We start from the raw sequence: 20,759 nt of genomic DNA, 5'->3' as shown, positions 1-20,759 counted from the left end.
TGCACTCCATTCACATTATTTTTATATAGAGAGGACTACTACTATGTTTTTAGCTATTCTTAACTATAAAGTACCACTCACAGAAGTAGATCGCCATGTTCAAGATCATCGGGATTATCTCGATACCCTTTATGCTAAAGGAAAGCTCATCGTTTCTGGACCCCAAGAACCTAAAACAGGTGGTGTTATTCTCTTTGCAGTTTCCAGTCAAGCTGAGGTAGATGAAATGATTGCTAACGATCCTTATTTTGTACGAGGAATTGCAACGTATCAGGTGATTCAATTCCATCCTGTAAAGAGCGATGGACGATTTCGAGAGTTGTATTTGGAAAAATAGAGTGGAAGTAATGTTTAAGTGAACGCAAATTTTTGTAAAGGGGGAGTTCTTTGAAAATCGGATTGATTGGAGATATTCATGGTAGAGTTCTACATACTCTCGCCATGATTACCACATGGCAAATTCATCATCAAGAGGCATTGGATCTGATCATTCAGGTAGGGGATTTTGGCGTTTACCCAGAACCTGATGAATCGCTATATAATAATAAATTTTATATGCAAGACCCATCGCAATTTGATTTTAGCCATTTTATCCATGCACAAGGAGCTCTTCTGCAAAATTTGCACTATATAAAGGGACGTCTCTCGAATCCAATTCATTTTATTCGGGGTAATCATGAGGATTTTGATTGGCTTGAGAAATTAAGTTCCCATAACAACGACAATGTAATCAGTATCGATTCCTTGGACATTTTTCGTTATGTGAAGGATGGTACTGTATTAAAAATTGGTAGTACCAAAGTAGGATTTCTTGGTGGAATTGAAACATCTCATCAAGGAAAAGATTCGATAGATATAGAAAAATATATGGAGTTACTAGCTTTACCAGTAGGGGAGATTGATATTTTGATAACCCATGATGCGCCTTATGGTATCGGATCGAACTATCATGGTGAAGTACAGGGCTCCAAAAAAATATCGGCACTTATAAAAAAAATCCAACCCACATATCTGATTGCAGGTCATTATCATCATGTGAATGGTCCGAGAATGTACGGAGATACAACCTATCTAGGTCTAAATGTGATAATAGACCTTCGTAAGGATCATCTAGGAAGGGTCCAAGTAGGGAGTTTGGCTATTCTCGATACAGAGAAAAATGAATTGCGAATAGTCGATGAGACTTGGCTCGCTCGTTTTGATAAAAATTTCGATTTTAACCAATTTTGTGAACGACTAAAAAACGGTGAGAGATTATAGCTTCTGTATTTTTATCTCGAGACCAGACTTCTCCATAAATAGAAAACTGCATAGGCTTCCCAGTTTTTCCAGCGAGCAAAGATTTGCTGGATTTCTTGTATAGAAGGTTTTTTTGGTCTATGAAGCAGTTGCTTTAGTGCATTGTGCAATCCTGCATCTCCGATTGGAAAAGCGGATGGTTCTCGTAAACATCTCATTAGAACATAATGTGCTGTCCATGGTCCAACGCCACGAATCGACAAGAGCCGTTGCTCTATATCTTGGATATTCCCTGATTTCAGTAGATTATCTTTGGATAACTTGCCGCTTTTCATGAGTTGCGCGATCCCTACAATGTATTTTGCTTTTCTACCAGTAAATTGCAATTCTTTTAATTTATTTACGTCACTAGCATTTATTTGCTCCGGTTTCGGAAACAGCCAATATGATTGGTTATTCCATATAATAAGGTTACCAAATGACTGAACGAACCGTTGCTTTAATGTATAGGCAAATGTTAGATTTACTTGTTGACCAATCACAGCCCAGCAGAGTGCTTCGAACAAATCTGGAACACCAATAATGCGAAGACCGAAATAATTGCGGGTTAACGTGTTTAGCAACGAGTCGTTTTTTGCCATGAGATAAAAAGGTACCAAATCTTTTCGTAGGTCGAACCATTCCATTACATAATCCCCAACTGCTTCATACGATGTAGTGCTTTGGGGAATAAAGTTGACGAAACGTACTTGAATAGAGGAGTCTCCTTTTTCGCTAATTTCTATCAGAGTCGGCTTTTCTTCTATCTCTAGTATCTTCAAAATCCTGCGATTTTGGATTTGATGTAGACACTCTAAAGGGGATCTAGAAAGGTAGGTAAGTGTCTCCGTAAAGCTGAATTCTCTAGGGGGAATCAGCGTAATAATTCCTAAATGTTTATCAAAACTGAAAACGGGCATGACCTTTTTTGGTGTAGTCATAATATCCCTCCAGTTGAAGTAGCTTTTCCTTCATATCTAGACCACCACGAAATCCTGTAAGTGTGGCATTTTTGCCAATGACTCGATGACATGGAATGACAATGGGAATTGGATTTGCTCCGTTTGCGGTTCCTACTGCTCGTACAGCCTTTGGATTATCTATTCGTTCTGCTATATCAGAGTAACTCCAAGCTTGACCATATGGGATTTGGGTTAATGCTTGCCACACAGAGGTTTGAAAAGCAGTTCCTCGTAGATCCAAGGGGAGAGTGAATTTTTTCCGATCTCCATCAAAATACTCTTGTAACTGCTGAACATACTTCGACAATTGGTTGTGGTTTTGGATGAGAAAAGCGTTTGGTATCCTCCTATTTACCCATTTTTTGAGAACATCGATTGTTTCATGGGGCCAAGTGATTCGACATAATCCCTGATTGGTAACAGCCAAATGTAGTGGATGTAATAAAAGTGGGTGTTGAAATGTTCCCCAATATATTTCTGACACGGGTTTGCTCATCATGTTGTATTCTCCTTTGGGAAAGATAGTTGCTCACGGTATGCATTAGGTGTACAGCCAACCAGTCTTTTAAACGCAGCGGAAAAATGGGATACGCTACGGAACCCGATAGTAGCAGAAATCTCTGCTATTGATCGTTCTTTTTGTTCAAGAAGATGCTTTGCAGCATTTATTCTAGTAAGAAGTAATTGTTTAGCAGGCGTTGTCCCAGTTATTCGTTTAAACACACGTTGTAAGTGGTAAGGGCTCATATTTAACTCCATGGCGATCTTGCCAAGTGTCCAACCTTCACTATATCGTTTTTGAAGTAGATCATTCACTGCATGTGCGATTTTTGCATCTGGGCCATGTGGACTAGGATGTTCCGGTCGGCATCTTTTGCATGGGCGAAATCCTGCTTGGAGTGCTTCTTCTATACTGCTGTATACTCTTACGTTCTCTGGTTTGGGAGTTCGTGATCTACATGAAGGTCTACAAAAAATACCAGTGGTGATAATTCCAACATAATATTTTCCATCGTGTCGGGTATCTCGACGTAAAATAGTCTCGTATACAGAGCGAAATATCTCATCATCCATTTTGTAATTCCTCCTCTTGTTCCATATTATAAACGGGCATCATGGTTCTGATAATACAGCTGAAATATGACAGCAAGAATTCGATAGTGAGATAGGAAGTAATAATTGTTGAAATATATTTTATATTTATAATAAAATTAAGAAAGAAAACCTGTTTCAGTATAAAATGCAGGTTTTCTTTTTATGTGGAGAAAAACAGAAAGGGGAGGAGAACCATACGAATCACACAAAGAAAAAATATTTTCTCGTTGATTCTCATTACTTGTTTAGTTGTTGCGTTAGTATTTAGCACTGCTGTTCCTGCAGTACAAGCTACTGATAGCGAGCCGACTTGGACCAAGCATCAGCTAAGAGCGATGTGGATTGCTTCTGTCGTTAATGTGGACTGGCCTTCCAAGACAGGCTTGACCAAAGAAGAACAACAAAAAGAATTTCTTCACAAGCTAGATACTGCTAAATCGATGAATATGAATGCAGTAGTTGTGCAGGTAAGCCCAACTGCGGATGCATTCTATCAATCAAACATCTATCCTTGGTCAAAATACCTATCTGGTACTCAAGGGGTAGATCCTGGTTATGATCCACTTGCATTTATGATTGAAGAGGCCCATAAACGGAATTTAGAATTTCATGCGTGGTTGAACCCATATCGGATTAGCATGGATACAAATTTAAATGGATTAGTAGACAACCATCCTGCGAAACAACATCCAGAGTGGGTAGAAAGTTACGGTGGAAAATTATACTTTAATCCTGGGATTCCAGCTGTTCGTCAACATATCCAAAACGTAATAAAAGAAGTGACAGCCAATTACGATGTAGATGCAATTCATTTTGATGACTATTTCTATCCTTATCCAGTAAGTGGTCAAGACTTCCCAGATGCTGATACGTTCGCACAATATGGAAGCGGTTACACGGATAAAGGAGATTGGCGTCGAAACAATGTTGATCTACTGGTAAAAGAGGTAGCTCAAGCAATAAAAGCGACCAAACCTTACGTGAAGTTTGGTATTAGCCCATTTGGCATTTGGAAAAACAAAAGAACGGATCCTGCTGGTTCAGATACCGCTGGTTCGGAAAGCTACTACTCGATCTATGCTGACTCTCGGAAATGGGTCAAAGAAGAGTGGCTGGATTATATTACTCCACAGATTTACTGGAACATTGGTTTAAATGTTGCAGCTTATGACAAACTCGTTCCTTGGTGGTCTGAACAAGTTAGAGGAACCAAAGTACAATTATATATTGGACAAGCCTCTTATAAAATTGCAGCTAACAACGAAGCTTGGAACAATCCGGAAGAGATGCCAAATCAGTTACGGCTCAATATGAACTACCCAGAAGTAAAAGGAAGTATTTTCTTTAGTGCCAAAGACTTCTCTACTCGCAATCCGCTGGGAATCAGAGAAAAGCTAGCCAATGATATGTATTGTTATCCATCTTTGGTACCTACCATGCCGTATCTTGATAACCAAGCACCAGTCGCCCCTAAATTGCAAGCGGTTACAAAAAGAGAAGACGGAGTTCGTCTTCACTGGAAAGATACAGATGCGACCACTACCTATTTTGTCGTCTATCGTTTTCCAAAAGGAGCGAAAGTTGATCTAAATGATGCTACCAAAATCGTAGAAACTGTACGCAAAACTGGGAAAATCCAAACTTATGTAGATCAGGAAGCAGATCAATCTAAGAAATACACCTATGTCATTACTGCAGTAGATCGATTGCACAATGAAAGTGTAGCAAGTAAAGCAGTTTCGTCGAAATAACAGTGAAAGCAATGAGACACATACTATTTGGAGCTTTAATTCGCTATGAATTAGGGCTCCTATTTTTTTGCCAAACTAGCAGAATCTCAGTACATGCAGGACAGGAAAAAATTGAGAACACTGAGGGCGGACATATTTTTAGTCAGAATTATTGTAACAATCTATATAATAATTAAATTCCTCTAGGGGTATGTGGTTGTATGTTAAAATGTTTACGGTCATTTTACTAACAGAGAGGTTAGTGAAGAGGGATTCTTTTAAAAAATAATATGATAAAGGAATAAGTAAATTGAAAAAACAGCAGTGTAATTATATCCTCAATATAGCGAGTATGAGTTATGTAAGGTGAGAATAAATTATTTGAGTTCATAAGTCGAATAGAAAGTAAGGTATCTGTAATTGGAAGCATTTCAAGTTCCCCTTATTTGTTAGCTAAAGCGGGGATTTTACAAGGGAAAAAATACACTATTGGAATGACAGAAGAAAATCGAGAGAAGTCTGGTGTTTTTGAAGGGGAAAATTATTGTGAAGAACTTGTAGTTCAGGATGGAAAACTTATAACTGCAAGAGGCAGAGGATTTATAAGATTTGGAGTATGTTTTGGAAAAGCATTAAACCTAACATTTGATGAAAATTGGTATAAAGAATAGGACTTTTTCACCCTTCCCCGTTAGGGAGATTCTCTGTATCTTTTTTTGAAATTTATGCTTGAACCTACAGTTACGTGAGGAGGTATGATCGAGATAACAAATTGATAGAGGTGATAGCAGATGAGTAAAGAGCAAAATTACTCAATTGGAGAATTCTCCGAAAAGACTGGTACATCCATACGAACATTACATTATTACGATGAAATAGGGATTCTTCAACCAGAAAAGCACCCTACGTCTGGACATCGAATTTACACAGACCAAGATGCACTAACACTGCAAAAGATCGTAAGCCTTAAGTTTTTGGGATATCGCCTTGAGGATATTAGTATCATGACTAAAGAGGCTAGTTTTGATATGGGATTAAATGAAACACTACAATTGCACCAGAATGCTTTGGAGGAGAAAAAAGAATCAATCGAGACGGCATTAAAAGCGGTCCGTCGCACGATTAGTTTATTAGAGGAAGAAGGAGAGGTGGATAGTGCAGTTCTCATGAGTCTGATCCATAGTATCCAAACAGAGAAAGAACAACGACAATGGGTAGAAAAGCATACTTCTAAGGAAGTGGCGGAGCTATTGTACAATAAGTCAGAAGAAGAGATGATCTCATTGGAAAAAGAATATATTCAATTCTCCAAAGAGGTGAAAAGATTAGTAGGAAAGCCTGTTGATGATCTAGAAGTACAAGCACTAATAGACAAAAACATGAAGGCAAGTTTGGAATTTATCGGAGAAGATGTTATAAACTCGTTTAGCCAAATGGTGGAGACGGTTAAAGTAGATAATCTACCGAATTTCGTTCTTTCTCCATATACAAAAAAAGAAGAAGAGTGGCTAAATCAAGCGATGGAGTATTATATGAAACAGAACCAAATGTAGTATGTTTTAGATGCTATAAAAATCAAGACAAATAGGATAAGAATTGGCAGTAAATTAGTACGTAAAAACGCTTAGAAAAATATCTAAGCGTTTTTCATCGTGTTTCATTTTTTGTTTTAACGAACACACTTGATAGTTGAATAGTTTATAGGCTTCTTGAAAATTCATCTGTTTCTCGAGTTGTCCTTTTCACAATCATTAACAAACAAATAATACCAACTATCATTAGACAGAAGGTAACATTTTGGGCAACTCTAACAATATCACTCCAACTTCCTGCACCATTTACAAATAGTTGCAGAATTAAACCGAGTAGTAAAATTAGTAATACATAAGGTGTTTTTTTATATAAAAATCCTACACCCCCACCAATACCACCACCAACAATTGATGCTCCATACCAAATTGCAAGTGTTTCTATCTGCTCTTTGAAAGATAATGGTATCTGTGTATCTTCGTAAAAATTACCAATTACAAAATATAACGTAATTGCAATGACGGTATATATAGCACCAAGCAATATACCTTCCTTAATATTCCTTCCAAATAAATAACCAACTATCATTGCAACTATAAACCATATTGGTAAGGAATTTATCATTACTGCTAGATATGATAAAACGATTTCGAAAACAGAAACTGTCATACCCTTACCAAAGTAGGGCAAATTATCAGACCTAACTGAAAAGAATCCAACAACTAATCCAATAATGAATGTGAAAATGATAAATCTTTTCCAATTTCCTTGATGTTTTTGTTTGCCCTCCAAAAAATTCTCTCCCTAATTTGTTGATATACATTTTATAGCTATCGCTTATCCTAAAACATCCCACGGAAAAAATCTTTTGTCGGTGTGATCACTTCTTTGCGCAACCAACTAGCTGGTTTTTGAATGCAATAAACTCGAATAAAATTACCAATTGGTCTCAGAACATTTCGCCAGAACCATCGAATAGGATAGTGTAGAAGGTAAAGATAGAGAAAACGCAATGGTATATAGATGATATATTTTCCGATCCATGTTACCCCTATGGCAATCAAGTTCCAAACTATACGACACCAACGGAAGACAATGAGTAGAATTTCTCGGTAGAACCATTTTCCGAAGGGAATGAGCACCTGTTGCCAAAGCCAAGTGATTGGATAGTAGATTAGATAGAGCCAAAGATAGCGAATGGGAACAAAAAGGAGATAGTAGATGAGATAGTAGATTCCCATTCCTACATACTTTATTCCTAGCCAGATCCACTTTCCTAAATGAGTAACAACGAACCAGATTCCGAGTGCTAACGGAACAAGGGCTTGTAACCAAATAAACTGTAGAGAAGGAAACAGCCCTTTTTCCCAAACCCAATGAAGCGGAAAGATAAGGAGATAGTAAAGTCCCAGACCAAGGTAGCGAAACACAAAGGTAACCCCAAAGGCAATCCAATTCCATAGAGTAACTAGTCCTAGCCAGATCCATTTACCAAGCCAAGCGAAAGCAATCCCAATCGGTCGTAGCAGGTATTGGTAGAGAAAGACACCAGTCGGTCGGAGAAGATACTGCCAAATCCACTTGGATGGTATGAATAGTATATAGCGGTACAGGAAGCGAAAAGTGGGTTTCAGAACACTGCTCCACAGCCACATACATGGGATAACTAGGACATACTCCCATACAAAGAGAATCGTTCGGTAAAGTGCGAAAAAAGGAAAGTAGACAATAAAGACAATACCACGAATAATATTTTTCAGTATTTCAGCCAACTATATGTATCGCCCTTTCTAGTATCATTAATGAAATTATACTGTCTCTTGTTTTATGGTGCAGCAAATAAATTGGCAAATAAAAGAAAAACACGATCCTCCTTGTGATTGGAGGGATCGTGTTTTTTCAAGCGAGATATGCTTCTTTGACCTGTTCATTACCTAGAAGGTTAGTTGCTGTGTCCCCAAGTGTAATCTTGCCTGTCTGGATGACATAGCCACGATGGGCGATTTGAAGGGCTTGATAGGCGTTTTGTTCCACCAGCAAGATGGTCATCCCTTCTTTGTTTAGTTCTTGGATAATCTCAAAAATTTGCTCCACAATGACAGGCGCCAGTCCCATGGATGGTTCATCTAGCAAAAGGAGTTTGGGCCCGCTCATGAGGGCCCGCCCGATTGCCAGCATTTGCTGTTCCCCACCACTCATCGTTCCACCTTGCTGGTGAAGTCGTTCCTTGATCCGTGGGAAATAGTCAAAGACACGCTCTATACGTTCTTGAACAACCTTCTTATCACGAACAGAAAAAGCTCCCATCTCTAAGTTTTCTTTGACGGTTAGTTTTGGGAAGATTCGGCGACCTTCTGGTACATGGGAAATCCCAAGTTGAGCTACTTGATGGGTGGCAAGTGGTGTTATTTCTCGATCGGCAAAAAGGACTTTTCCCGTCGTCTTTACCTGTCCACAGATTGCTTTCAGAGTAGTAGATTTTCCTGCACCATTGGAGCCAATCAAGGTTACGATTTCTCTTTCTTGAACATCCAACGTCAAATCATGTAAAGCACGGATTTGGTCATAGTAAGCATTTACTTGCTGTAGCTCCAATAGACTCATCTTACGAAACAGCTCCTTTCCCAAGATATGCTTCGATTACTTTTGGATGGTTTCGAATCTCATCGGGAGTTCCTGCGGCGATCTTTTCTCCGTGATCCAATACGATAATATCTTCGGATATCTCCATCACAAGTTTCATATCATGTTCGATCAAGATCATTGTAATGTGAAGTTCATCGCGTATTTGCTTGATCAACTGAGTCAGTTCTCGGGTTTCTCGTGGATTCATTCCTGCTGCTGGCTCATCTAATAATAAAATATTGGGTTTAAGTGCTAGTGCACGAGCGATTTCTAATCGTCTTTGTGCACCGTAAGGGAGGTTTTTGGCGGTATCATTGAGGAATTCTTCTAACCCCACATAGCGCAATAGAGCGTAGGCCTCTTTTTGAGCAGCTAACTCTTTTTTCTTGGTCCCCGGTAAGGAAAAGAACATCCCTAAAAAATGAGTTTGGAGATGGGAGTGCATCCCAACAAGAACATTTTCGAGTACCGTCATTTCCTTAAACAGACGGATATTTTGGAATGTACGTGCGATGCCTCTTGCGGCTACTTCATTTGGTTTTTTTCCAATGAGCGATTGTCCATTAAAGTGAATGGTACCTTCATCAGGTTCATAGATTCCCGTAATCATATTAAAGAAGGTTGTCTTTCCTGCTCCATTTGGTCCAATTACGGTAGTAATCGATTTTTCTCGTACAGATAGATCTACCTGACTTACTGCTGTTAGTCCACCAAAGCGCTTGGTTAGCTGTTTCGTCTCTAAAATCGCCATCATGAGTCCCCCTTTAGGTTGACATAGTTTCCTGTTGTGTGGTGGTATTGATATCTGTTTGTTTCAATTTCTGAGCATCGACTGCACGATTTTTGGCTGGGATCAAGCCTTGTGGTCGGAAGACTGCGATACAGACGAGGACGATTCCAAAGAGGAAACGTTGCATTTTGGCTGGATCAAGAGCTGTCGGTAAGTTAGGGAAAGTTGATTTTAGAAACATGGTTACTTCGTTCAGTATTTGAAGATTGAGGGCGGTAATGACAAAAGCACCTAAAATAACGCCAGGAATACTCCCCATTCCGCCTAAGATGACCATCACCAAAATCGTGATTGATTCTAAAAGACCAAAGCTCTCAGGACTTACATATTGATTTTTGGCAGCAAAGAGTACGCCCATCATTCCAGAGAAAGATGCTCCAATGGCAAAGGCCCACAGTTTGGTACGTACTAGCGGAACGCCCATTGCTTGAGCGGCAATCTCATCATCGCGAATCGCTTTCCAAGCACGCCCCATTTTGGAATGCTCCAAATTTTGTACGACAATAAATACTGCAAGTAGGATTACTAGGACAATAAAGTAAATTTCACTGGAGAAGCTAAACGTATATCCAGCTAGCGTGGGTTGTTCAATACTATTAATTCCAAGTGCTCCGTTCGTAACATTGATTGGTTTATCTAGGTTATTAAAGACGAGGCGAATAATTTCCCCAAAACCGAGTGTTACGATGGCGAGATAATCACCTTTTACCCGAAGTACCGGTACTCCTAGTAAAACACCAAATAGTGCTGCTACTAATGCTCCTATGACAATAAATGCCCAGAACCACTCACCTCCTAGAGGAAAGAGGCTAAAGTCAGGGAATAACTCTTTGGCTTGGGGCGAAACAAAGATCCCATAAGTGTATGCTCCAATGGCGAAGAAAGCGACAAACCCAAGATCAAGTAGTCCTGCAAATCCCACCACAATGTTGAGACCGAGGGCCATTGCCACATAAATACCTGCTTGTACGGCTACTTCCATATAAGCTTGTTGCGAAGGACTGAAATAGGTGACAAATGGGATGACACCTGCGAGTAATAAGATGCAGATAACCCATTTTCCCCAAGTAGGGAACTGTAGGAAATAGAGTGCTAAGAGGGAGCCAAATAAGAGTAGAAATCCAATGACGGTCTTTTCTAACAAGAAGACACTGGTAGAAGTGGCAAGAATAAAGAGAAATAAGAGGATCGCTTGGCCTAACTTGCTTTCATAAAATTTGGTTTTCTGATTCTCCATTTGCTTCACCTACACTTTCTCCTTCACAGGCTGACCGAAGAGCCCTTCTGGTTTGAAGACAAGTACCAAGATTAAGATAAGGAAAGCAAAAACATCTTTATATTCTGCACCCATCGTATTATTGGTGAGGACAGCGAGATTGGCTGCGGCAAACATCTCTACTAATCCAATTAATAGTCCACCAAAGACAGCTCCTCGTATATTACCGATCCCACCTAGTACGGCAGCGGTAAATGCCTTAAGCCCTAAGATAAATCCAATATAGGGATCGATCGTGGAATATTGTTGTGCAAAGAGAAATCCAGTTGCACCACCGATTGCTGAACCAATAAAAAACGTAATTCCAATTATTTTGTTTACATCAACAGACATGAGAGAGGCGGTTTCCCGGTCTTGGGCTACTGCTCTCATGGCAATTCCCCAACGAGTTTTTTTGATAAAAAGCTCTATTGTGATGAGGATCAACACGGTAACCACCAGAACGATAACCGCATTGGTCGTAATATTAGCATTTAGAAAGGGAATCTTAATCTGCTCTTTGAACGGGGTAAGTCCTGTTACGATATAATTTCCGGTATTATATTCTGCGATAAATCGGACCAAGTCTTGAAGAATGAACGAGATCCCGATCGCTGATATCAGGGTGATCAATTTAGGGGATTTTCGCAATGGACGATAAGCGACTCGTTCAATGCCTACTCCCAACAAACCTGTGACCAAAGAGGATAAGAAAAACACCACAATAAAGGAGAGCCAAAATGGTAGTAAGGTGTAAAGTCCAAAGCCATCCATAGCAAAAAGGATAGCAGTACCAGTGAAGGCACCAACCATGAAGATCTCCCCGTGGGCAAAGTTAATCAGTTCCAAAATGCCATACACCATGGTATAACCCAATGCTACAACCGCATATATCGCACCGAGTGTGAGACCGTCTACGAATACTTGCGGCAGGGTAGAGAGTATTTGATCCATACGGGGCTGCCTCCCTTTTGGTTTAGGTAATAGAAGTTGTGTCAAAAAACAAAATCGCACGTAAAATTTGATCTAGGGAGTGACTTTGTCATTGTAACTTAGTTGTCCGATCAGGATTTTCAGAGTAATATTAGCTTCAAAATGAATGAATTAGCTTCTAATTTTTGAAAAAAGGTGTAGGCAGTAGTTGCCCACACCTAACATAAAAGCGCTACTTTTTCTCAATGACCGAAACTTCGGTACCTGGATATTTCTGATTTTCAAATTTGAAGATGAAGACTTTAGCGAACTTGTTATCTCCTTTTTCATCGAAACCTACACGAGTTGCAACCCCTTGGAAGTCTTGGACGTTGTGTACTGCATTGAGAACTTGCTCTCGAGTAGGCTTTTTGCCTCCATTTTGATCTACAGCATCTTTGAGCCCTTTCAGGATTACTTGCATGGAGTCATAGCCATAGAACGAATAGGACTCTGGGCTTTTGTTGAATTTTTGTTTGTACTTTTCGACAAATTTTTGCCCTTCTGGCGTTTTGCTAGCATCAGCAGCCACAGTGGTGTAATATGTGTGTCGAGTGTTTGTTCCTGCGATCTTGATCATGTCAGAAGAATCTAACCCATCTCCGCCGAGAATAGGTACATTGATACCCTTTTCCCGAGCTTGTTTGGTCAAGATCCCACCTTCTGAATATAGACCACCAAAGTAGATCAAATCTGGTTTTTTATTGAGGACTTGGTTTAGAACACCATTGAAATCCTTTTCACCAATTGTTATTCCTTCATAACCAGAGATAGTTACACCTAACTTTTCGGCTTCTTTTTTAAAGTTTTCAGCCAAGCCTTGACCATAAGCGGTCTTGTCTTGGATAATAAAGATGTTTTTTGCATTTAACGTGTTCACTGCATATTGAGCTGCCGCGGGACCTTGGAAATCATCGCGCGCTACAATGCGGTGAACCGTTTTCCAACCACTTTCAGTAAGAGTAACAGCTGTATTAGCAGGAGAGACAAGAACAATTTTGTTCTTTTCGTAGGTAGGAGCAGTTGCTTGTGTTACCCCAGAATTCAAATGCCCTACAATTCCAAAGATATTTTGATCAGCAGCTAACTGTTGTGCATTGGCAACCCCTTTTTTGGGATCTGCTTGATCATCAAACGGGACCAATTCCAATTTGAAACCAAGTTTCTCAAACTCTGCTTGATGCTCTTCCAAAGCCAATTGCGCACCTAGCTTAATTGCCTCTCCCAAGGTTGCATTTCCACCAGAGAGTGCAGTGTGTGTGGCGATTTTGATCACATTATTGCTTGCCGCTTGATTATTACAACCGATAGCAACAAAGCTAAGTAATGCTACAATCAGGGAATAGACCAATAGCTTTCTTTTCAATAGAACTCCCCCTTATAGAATAGTCTGAAAATAATGCTTAATAGTACATTTAGATTCCAATCCCAAACAGAAATGGTATATTGAATAGTTAGAAAAATCGGTTAACTGATGTTAGGATTGAATAAGAGTCGTACTATTTAAAATATATAATACAACTAACTTTCTATAATTCCTGCTTTAAATAAATGAGGATTAAAAATAAATCTATTTTTAATATTGGAAAAATAAAGAGAATTAGAAAGTGCATAAGAGTATCCTAATCTTTGCTCATGTAGTAAAAGATAAGGCGGATATTTTGGTTTGCGTAATTTTTATAAAAAGTTGAAGATAATATAAAAGCGATGGTTGGAATCATTTTTCCCAGCCATCGCTTTTTATAATAGGAGACTTCGCAACCAATTTTGTCGTAGCTTATTCCTCTGCCAAGTATCGAACGGAGTTCCCTCCCTTTCATGATAGGGTTAGATTTGTAGTAAGATTTGTGCGATGGAGAAGTAGATGATTAAACCAGTCCCATCTACCAATGTCGTAATTAGTGGACCAGAGACTACAGCAGGGTCGACCCGCAAGCGGTTTAACACGATCGGCAATACAGCAGAGACGATGGAAGCCCAGATTACAATGGAAAGAGCAGACAAGGCTACTACGTAACCAATCGTAGGATCTACATCCATAAAGATGGCACGGATAAAGGCGATACCGCCTAAAGATACTCCGAGCAAAAGACCAGTCATCAGCTCTTTTTTTAGGACGCGGAAGATGTCAGAGAACTGGACTTCTCCTACGCCTAATGCCCGAACTAGGGTGGTAACGATTTGGGAACCGGTATTTCCTCCAGTCCCAATCAATAGTGGGATAAAGAACGAGAGTACTACTACTTTGTCTATCTGATCTTGGTATGCTTCGAGTACGCTAGCCGTATAGGAACCGCCAATAAATAGAACTAAAAGCCAAACGATTCGTTTGGTAAAAAGCTGCCAATTACTCGTTTTGAAGTATTCATCATCTAATGGTTGGCTACCACCTAACTTTTGGAAGTCTTCGGTAGTCTCTTCTTCGATTACTTCTAGGATATCGTCATATGTGATAATCCCCACTAAGCGTTGTTGTATATCCACAACGGGAAGTGCGACCAGATCATAACGAGATAAAATATTGGCAACCTGTTCTTGCTCCAGCTCTGCGGGCACCGAGATAATATCAGTGGTAGCAATCTCATGTAACCGTGTTTCGGGTGTAGCTAAAATGATCTCTTTGAGAGATGCGATCCCTACTAATTCCCCTCGAACATTGGTCACATAAATATAGGTGACGATCTCAGCACTATTGCCAATTTTACGGATATGCTGTAAAGTGTGTTCTGCGTTCCAATAGGCCCTTGCTGAGATATAATCGATGGTCATCAAACTACCGGCTGTATATTCTGGATAAGTCATCAGTTGATTAATTTTTTTTCGGTAATCTTCTGGGAGCAACTGAAGTAACCGTTGTGCTTGATGAGGGTGGATGGCGAGTAACATATCGGTTATCTCATCAGATGACATTTGGATGAGGAGAGGAGCGGCTTGCTCTTCTTCTAGATGACCTAAAATTTCGTATTGTACCTCAGGTTCTAGATAGACCAATGTTTCCGCAGCTAGATCCACTGGCATCTTGGGAAATAAATAAAGTTTATCTGTACGAGTCAGTTCATTTACGACTAAGGCTAAGTCGTATGGCTGGAAGTTATCGACCAGCTCTTGTACCTCTTCGATTGTCAGGTTATCAGAGAGGGCACTTTGAATACGCTCTTTTGCAAAAACCATTTCCATAAATTACACCTCCTTACGATACAAAAAAACTCCCATTTTTGGAAAGGGAGTTGGTACTTTCGCAACCATGCGAAAAAACCCGTCCCCCTAATTGAGCTTTGGCACTGAACGGCATAGGTCGATCACGACCAGCTACGTTAGGAAAAACCTTCCTCCGATCTTTCCTGTTGACCCATTGGCGTCTCTCGACATTTCTGGGCAGTAGCATCTCTCCGAACAGGAACCTCACCTAATAGAGACAGTGATGTTTTGTTCTGTGCAACACCAACGAGTATAACGAACGCCGAACAGAGGTGTCAATTGCTTTTCCTTCTATTTATTTCAAATAGGCACCTCCTTCATGCAGATGTCAAATATTTGCTATAATATATATAAGAATTTGAATCTTGGTGCAGCCGCTTTGACTTGAAGAGTATGTTGCATAATTACCTCTAAGAAAGAGGTTTTCCCCTTTTGATATGAGACTATGAGCGAAGGGAGCCGAGTAGATCAAAAGCGGTGCCATCTGTTGAAAACTACCTTCACTTCTCATCTATAGTTTTCAACCAAACCGGCGGCGAGCCTACGACTTTAGTAGGATCAATGCAACTTTTATATCTGCTAAAAAGCAAAGGGGGATATGCATGAGAAACGAATGGAAAGACCTAGAGAAAGCGATTGCGGAGATCACGGAGATCGCAGAGCATTTTGGCTTGGACTTTTTCCCGATGCGTTATGAGATCTGTCCCGCAGACATTATTTATACATTTGGTGCGTATGGTATGCCAACCCGTTTCTCCCATTGGAGTTTCGGCAAAGCATTTTCTCGTATGAAGATGCAATATGACTTGAACCTGAGCAAGATCTACGAGTTGGTGATCAACTCTAATCCTTGCTACGCCTTTCTACTAAAAGGGAACTCGCTGGTTCAAAACAAGTTAATTGTTGCGCATGTCTTGGCACACAGTGACTTTTTCAAGAACAATATCCGCTTTTCTCAAACATCACGTGATATGGTGGAGAGTATGGCTACCAGTGCAGATCGGATCCGTGAATACGAACAGAAATACGGAAAAGAACAAGTAGAGAAATTTTTGGATCATGTTTTGGCAATCCAAGAACATATCGATCCTAGTCTCATCCAAATTACCCCAACTCATACTACAGGCAACACAACGAACCTCAAAACCCCTTATGATGATTTGTGGAAACTAGATGGAAAACAACCTCTTCCTCCCGCAACAAGACCATCCCAAACTCCTAAACAACTAGAGAAAGACCTATTGCTCTTTTTGATGAAAAATAGTCGTGTTTTAGAAGAGTGGCACCAAGATATCTTGACGATCCTGCATAAGGAGATGCTTTATTTCTGGCCGCAATTGGAGACGAAAATCATGAATGAAGGATGGGCATCGTATTGGCACATTCGGATTATGAGAGAGTTAAATCTGAATGAGGAAGAAACGATTGAATTTGCCAAGTTAAATGCATCCGTCATCCAGCCATCACCTACCTCCATTAACCCCTATTATGTGGGGCTAAAGGTGTTTGAAGATTTAGAACGCCGTTTTGATCATCCAACAAAAGAAGAGCAAAGGTTATTAGGCAGAAAACTAGGTCAAGGTCGTGCCAAAATATTTGAAGTGCGTGAACTCGACTCTGATATCTCCTTTTTACGGAATTATCTAACGGAGCAACTTGTGGAGGATTTAGATCTCTATGTTTATGAGAAGAAGGGGAACGAATGGAAGATCACGGACAAAGGATGGGAACGGGTACGAGATGAACTGGTGAAAAGTAGAATCAACGGTGGGCATCCGATCATTATGGTAAAAGACGGGGACTATATGCAAAACGGGGAGCTTTACCTAGTGCACCAATTCGAAGATCTAGAATTGGATCTCAAATATCTGGAACGAACCATTCCACATGTCCATGCTTTATGGGGGAAAGCTGTCCATCTAGAGACGATTGTTGAGAAGAAACCAGTCTTGTTTAGTTACAATGGGAAGAAAGTGATTCGTCGTTATTTGTAAAGGAAGAAAAAGCTCCTAGAACCAGATTCTAAGGAGCTTCTTTATTATTCTTATATAATAATCTTTTATTAGAAAATATATGAATTATTATATAATAAGGATAAGGATAGCGAATCGATTAAACGGAGTACTTCGATTTTGATTAGGTACTAATCACAAATGATGGTTTCTATGAAATATAAGGAGTGAATAGTATGAGTCAAGATAAAAAATCAAAGATAGGTTTTACATATGGAATATCGTTAGGCGTTGCATTTGGGGTATCATTTGGTTTGCTTATGGATAATCTTGCTTTAGGATTAGGGATTGGTATAGCGATCGGTGCAGGAATAGGAGCAGGAATAGACGGAAAAAAGAAGTAACCTAACATACATTTGAAACAAGAGATCACCTAATATGGGTGATCTTTTTGCTTTTCGTACTTATCAAATCCAATATTTATCAGTAAATACATTTTGTACTTCTTATTCGAAGAACAAGTAGAGAAAAATATTTTCCTGATTCATCTGATTTTGATTAAAAATAGTAGGTTCTTTTATTGTGTACGAGAGAGGATGCAAATTAGGAAACTCCTTGTTTAAATTGAGATGAACACAGGTCGTAAAAATGAAAATGGAAATAGCAATCTACTAAGTAGAATAAGAGAATAAAGAGGAAATCAGACCAATGCTACTCTATCAATCATGTAATTATTTTACATAAATAATTATCTATACCAATTTTTACATTTTCTAATAGAGAAAATGCTGTGTTAGTATGGGGGCAGTTCGGAAGGGCATCTGAGCATAACCAAAATAAATATTGTGTAAGGAGGATTCGATGCTCACTCGCAAAACTGCCAAAACTATTACTTTTACGCTGGCTGCTGCAGTCGGCTTGTCGATAACATTACCAGCGGCTAACAGTTATGCAATTACTGTTGACCAAATTTTTAAGCAAGTAGGTTTGGAACGTTCCACTACTTCGAAACCTTCTCAACCATCCCAGCCTTCACAACCTTCTAAGCCTTCAACAGGTTCGCAAGAGGGTAGCAATAGCAGTACAAGCAAACCTTCTACTAGTACCAATCAAAACACCGCACTAGGTGATAAATTGATCGCTTCAGGTGAAAAATACCTTGGTACACCATACAAATTTGGAGCTAGCTCTAGCACTACTGCTGTATTTGACTGCTCTTCTTTTGTTCAGCGTGTCTTTAAAGAAAACGGTATTTCCTTACCACGTTCTTCTCGTCAGCAATCTACAGTAGGTACTACGGTCAGTAAAGCAAATCTCCAAAAAGGGGATCTGATGTTCTTTACTCGTAGCAGTACGGCTCCTAAAATTGGCCATGTTGGAATCTATGCTGGAAACGGCAAAGTCCTTCACACCTATGGTAAAGGCGGCGTGAAGTATAGCGATATCAATGAAAAATGGCTTGTAAGTAGCTATGTTACGTCTAAACGTGTAACCAAATAATAGTAAATCAATAAAGAAGCGCGAAGAGGTGATTCATGACCTGCTTCGCGCTTTATTCTTTATATTTGTAGGAATTCTTCTTCTTGTGGAATCTCTTCTTCTTTCCAGTCCCCGCCTCCTAACCAGAAGGTAGGTTTGCCAGTGGGACCTTTGATGAGACGAAAAGCTTGTAGGCCACAACGGAAGCAAAGTTTGAGACTGGGAATGTTGTCGATTGAGACTCGTGTATAAACACGGCCTAATTCGGTCATTGAGTGCCGCACTAAATGTTCACCTACGTTCCGTTCGCGAACTGTGGGGTGTACCACGATAAAAGATTCAGTCTGACCGTAATCTGCAAAAGCGATGAATCCAGCTAATTTGTTTTCATATATCATCACAGTAAGCAATGTTCCTGGAGCAAATTCTTCTGCAGGGAGTTGAGCAAGCCAACGAAGTGCTTTTGCTGTGATTCGTTGATCTCCATGCTTTGTCACAAATTGAATGAGAGACTTTCGGAAACGAGTAAGATCTGTTGGGGTAAGATTTCGAATTTTCATTGGCTCGCTACCTCTACTTTCCCCGAGAAACCACTCAAATACAAGCTATACTGAATTAATCGGTGTAAAGATGTTGCTCGTATTTCAGGTTCATCGAACTTCATTGGTTTGGCGTTGGCCTCAAAAAACCAGATTTTTGCCTCTTGATCCACTCCGAAATCCATCGACATCTCCCCATGATCTTTTCCAACACTTTGTTCAATATGTTTGGCGATCTTGATTCCAACTCGCTCCAGTTTTTGTAGTAGTGCAGTTGCTTTTTTCTTGCCAAAAGATGAATCTAGTACTTTGTTGATCGGTTCAATTCGTCCGCCCATTGGCACATGAGTGGAGATGGCATCTTTTCCTGCGACTCGAACCCCAGCACCTGAGAGTCCCCATTCACCTTTGGAATCTTTTTGGAAAAGCATTCGTACATCAAAGGGAGAATTTTGGTATGTTGCCAGTGGAATACATTGTTGAACTAGATAAGGACGATTGCCAACGATTTGATGTATCAATTGCTTTACCGCTACCAAGTTGGAAAGGTAGGTTCTTTTCTTCGCTCGCATGGTCTGATGGATAAAATAGAAACCATGTTCTTTTTTCTCTATGCGAATCATATTAATCCCCGCCTTCCCATTCACCGGTTTCATGAGAAGGATAGGATGCTTTTGAAATGCTTCCAATAGGTTTAAATCTAGGGACCATTTTTGGGTGAAGGGGAGAAAAGTTGCTAATTGGGTGCTTTGTTCTAGATAACGAGTGAGGGTCCATTTATCGAAGTAACTAGGATTAAATAAGGGTACCTTTTTTTCTTCAAGAATTCGTAAGGCTCTTTGTACAGGTGCAGTACGCTCTGTATCTCGACTGGGGATCCGATTGTAGACAACGTTTGGAAAAGGGAGAATGGCAGCTTTCCAGCGGTACCGATTTCTCGTTTGCTGAAGTAGATAGCCTTTGACTACTTTTTTTCCTTCTTGGATTCCGCTAGGTGTTAACACAAAGACCGTAACTCCCATTTTCCGACCGGTTTCAATGATATCCTTGAAATTTTGGTGATTTCCGGAAAATGGTTCATTCCCATCACCTGTCAAAATGGCGATAAATGGGCCAACTCGCAACTCTCCTTGATCAGTACGGTAAATTCTAGCTGGTAAGGATCGTTGGAGATTAACCTGATGATGTTGTTCTTGGATTTGGAGTTCTGTTGAATAACGCGATCCAATTAAAACGGAGAGAGTCTCAGGGAAAGAGAGACTCCGAAACTGATCTTGTGGGACAAATAAACAAGGTGAGCCATTCTTTCCATATTCCAACCAGCCTTCTGTTAAGATACTCATGTTGCACCTTC

At 39.9% G+C, this 20,759-nt stretch carries 20 protein-coding genes, 1 pseudogene and 1 riboswitch; of the genes and pseudogenes, 8 read left to right on the top strand and 13 right to left on the bottom strand.

All coding sequences use genetic code 11. From position 1 onward, the window contains the following. Window positions 1-43 precede the first annotated feature (43 nt). Together VJ09_RS07480 and VJ09_RS07475 are read left to right on the top strand one after the other, a co-directional pair. Window positions 44-337 (top strand): YciI family protein, encoded by a 294-nt coding sequence (locus tag VJ09_RS07480; RefSeq protein WP_044640921.1) that lies wholly within the window; start codon window positions 44-46, stop codon window positions 335-337. A 50-nt stretch (window positions 338-387) separates the two neighbouring features. Beyond that, complete coding sequence (locus VJ09_RS07475) at window positions 388-1,260, top strand: metallophosphoesterase family protein (protein WP_044640920.1); 873 nt, start codon at window positions 388-390, stop codon at window positions 1,258-1,260. An 11-nt stretch (window positions 1,261-1,271) separates the two neighbouring features. Here VJ09_RS07475 and VJ09_RS07470 read toward each other — a convergent pair whose 3' ends face one another. Genes VJ09_RS07470 through VJ09_RS07460 form a run of 3 tightly spaced genes read right to left on the bottom strand, consistent with a single transcriptional unit; the run spans window position 1,272 to window position 3,314 of the window. Then, on the bottom strand, window positions 1,272-2,219 hold the full coding sequence (locus VJ09_RS07470; RefSeq protein ID WP_082050451.1) for a DNA-3-methyladenine glycosylase family protein: 948 nt from the start codon (window positions 2,217-2,219) through the stop codon (window positions 1,272-1,274). Next, window positions 2,179-2,739: a methylated-DNA--[protein]-cysteine S-methyltransferase gene (locus VJ09_RS07465; RefSeq protein ID WP_044640919.1), complete on the bottom strand. Its 561-nt coding sequence runs from the start codon at window positions 2,737-2,739 to the stop codon at window positions 2,179-2,181. The genes VJ09_RS07470 and VJ09_RS07465 overlap by 41 nt, the downstream gene beginning before the upstream one ends. Continuing rightward, a complete protein-coding gene (locus tag VJ09_RS07460) occupies window positions 2,736-3,314 on the bottom strand; it encodes a bifunctional transcriptional activator/DNA repair enzyme AdaA (RefSeq protein ID WP_044640918.1) in 579 nt (192 codons plus the stop codon). The genes VJ09_RS07465 and VJ09_RS07460 overlap by 4 nt, the downstream gene beginning before the upstream one ends. 239 nt (window positions 3,315-3,553) lie before the next feature. Between VJ09_RS07460 and VJ09_RS07455 the strand changes: the two genes are divergently transcribed. From VJ09_RS07455 to VJ09_RS07445, 3 genes and pseudogenes are all read left to right on the top strand, one after another. Further along, complete coding sequence (locus VJ09_RS07455) at window positions 3,554-5,086, top strand: glycoside hydrolase family 10-like protein (RefSeq protein ID WP_044641685.1); 1,533 nt, start codon at window positions 3,554-3,556, stop codon at window positions 5,084-5,086. Between the two features lie 362 nt (window positions 5,087-5,448). Then, window positions 5,449-5,736, top strand: a pseudogene (locus tag VJ09_RS17550) (DJ-1/PfpI family protein); the annotation flags it as partial. 120 nt (window positions 5,737-5,856) lie between these two features. Further along, window positions 5,857-6,618, top strand: coding sequence for a MerR family transcriptional regulator (locus VJ09_RS07445; RefSeq protein WP_044640917.1), 762 nt, complete (start codon window positions 5,857-5,859; stop codon window positions 6,616-6,618). A gap of 145 nt (window positions 6,619-6,763) precedes the next feature. Here VJ09_RS07445 and VJ09_RS07440 read toward each other — a convergent pair whose 3' ends face one another. From VJ09_RS07440 to mgtE, 8 genes are all read right to left on the bottom strand, one after another. Beyond that, a complete protein-coding gene (locus VJ09_RS07440) occupies window positions 6,764-7,387 on the bottom strand; it encodes a hypothetical protein (RefSeq protein ID WP_044640916.1) in 624 nt (207 codons plus the stop codon). Window positions 7,388-7,437: 50 nt separating this feature from the next. Further along, entirely contained in the window at window positions 7,438-8,367 is a 930-nt protein-coding gene (locus VJ09_RS07435) for a hypothetical protein (protein WP_044640915.1), read from the bottom strand. A 127-nt stretch (window positions 8,368-8,494) separates the two neighbouring features. Beyond that, on the bottom strand, window positions 8,495-9,199 hold the full coding sequence (locus tag VJ09_RS07430; protein ID WP_044640914.1) for an ABC transporter ATP-binding protein: 705 nt from the start codon (window positions 9,197-9,199) through the stop codon (window positions 8,495-8,497). Window position 9,200: 1 nt separating this feature from the next. Next, window positions 9,201-9,971 carry an ABC transporter ATP-binding protein gene (locus VJ09_RS07425; RefSeq protein WP_044640913.1) on the bottom strand — a complete coding sequence of 257 codons (771 nt, stop codon included), beginning with the start codon at window positions 9,969-9,971 and terminating at the stop codon, window positions 9,201-9,203. A 13-nt stretch (window positions 9,972-9,984) separates the two neighbouring features. After that, entirely contained in the window at window positions 9,985-11,247 is a 1,263-nt protein-coding gene (locus VJ09_RS07420; protein ID WP_044641684.1) for a branched-chain amino acid ABC transporter permease, read from the bottom strand. 9 nt (window positions 11,248-11,256) lie between these two features. After that, window positions 11,257-12,219, bottom strand: a complete 963-nt coding sequence (locus VJ09_RS07415; RefSeq protein ID WP_044640912.1) for a branched-chain amino acid ABC transporter permease — start codon at window positions 12,217-12,219, stop codon at window positions 11,257-11,259. 211 nt (window positions 12,220-12,430) lie between these two features. Then, window positions 12,431-13,603: a branched-chain amino acid ABC transporter substrate-binding protein gene (locus VJ09_RS07410; RefSeq protein ID WP_044640911.1), complete on the bottom strand. Its 1,173-nt coding sequence runs from the start codon at window positions 13,601-13,603 to the stop codon at window positions 12,431-12,433. Between the two features lie 461 nt (window positions 13,604-14,064). Beyond that, window positions 14,065-15,408 (bottom strand): magnesium transporter, encoded by a 1,344-nt coding sequence (gene mgtE, locus VJ09_RS07405; RefSeq protein ID WP_147635484.1) that lies wholly within the window; start codon window positions 15,406-15,408, stop codon window positions 14,065-14,067. A gap of 83 nt (window positions 15,409-15,491) precedes the next feature. Next, window positions 15,492-15,658: riboswitch (M-box (ykoK) riboswitch) on the bottom strand. A gap of 379 nt (window positions 15,659-16,037) precedes the next feature. Here mgtE and VJ09_RS07400 point away from each other — a divergent pair. The 3 genes from VJ09_RS07400 to VJ09_RS18035 all read left to right on the top strand — a co-directional run bounded on the left by VJ09_RS07400 (window position 16,038) and on the right by VJ09_RS18035 (window position 18,887). Further along, on the top strand, window positions 16,038-17,429 hold the full coding sequence (locus VJ09_RS07400) for a SpoVR family protein (RefSeq protein WP_044640909.1): 1,392 nt from the start codon (window positions 16,038-16,040) through the stop codon (window positions 17,427-17,429). A 194-nt stretch (window positions 17,430-17,623) separates the two neighbouring features. Further along, the gene (locus tag VJ09_RS18040; RefSeq protein WP_082050449.1) at window positions 17,624-17,791 is read left to right on the top strand and encodes a glycine zipper domain-containing protein; all 168 of its coding nucleotides are present in this window, start codon (window positions 17,624-17,626) and stop codon (window positions 17,789-17,791) included. Window positions 17,792-18,248: 457 nt separating this feature from the next. Next, window positions 18,249-18,887, top strand: coding sequence for a C40 family peptidase (locus tag VJ09_RS18035; RefSeq protein WP_082050448.1), 639 nt, complete (start codon window positions 18,249-18,251; stop codon window positions 18,885-18,887). Window positions 18,888-18,946: 59 nt separating this feature from the next. On the opposite strand, the gene VJ09_RS07390 is transcribed toward VJ09_RS18035, so the two are convergent. Together VJ09_RS07390 and VJ09_RS07385 are read right to left on the bottom strand one after the other, a co-directional pair. After that, window positions 18,947-19,426, bottom strand: a complete 480-nt coding sequence (locus tag VJ09_RS07390) for a GNAT family N-acetyltransferase (protein WP_044640908.1) — start codon at window positions 19,424-19,426, stop codon at window positions 18,947-18,949. Beyond that, complete coding sequence (locus VJ09_RS07385; RefSeq protein WP_052807277.1) at window positions 19,423-20,748, bottom strand: YheC/YheD family endospore coat-associated protein; 1,326 nt, start codon at window positions 20,746-20,748, stop codon at window positions 19,423-19,425. Before VJ09_RS07385 ends, VJ09_RS07390 begins: the two co-directional genes overlap by 4 nt. Window positions 20,749-20,759: the final 11 nt, after the last annotated feature.

The sequence above is a fragment of the Risungbinella massiliensis genome, from assembly GCF_000942395.1.
GTDB classification, from domain to species: domain Bacteria; phylum Bacillota; class Bacilli; order Thermoactinomycetales; family Thermoactinomycetaceae; genus Risungbinella; species Risungbinella massiliensis.
Note: the sequence above shows the minus strand (reverse complement) of the source record. Positions and strands in the feature narration are given on the sequence as shown.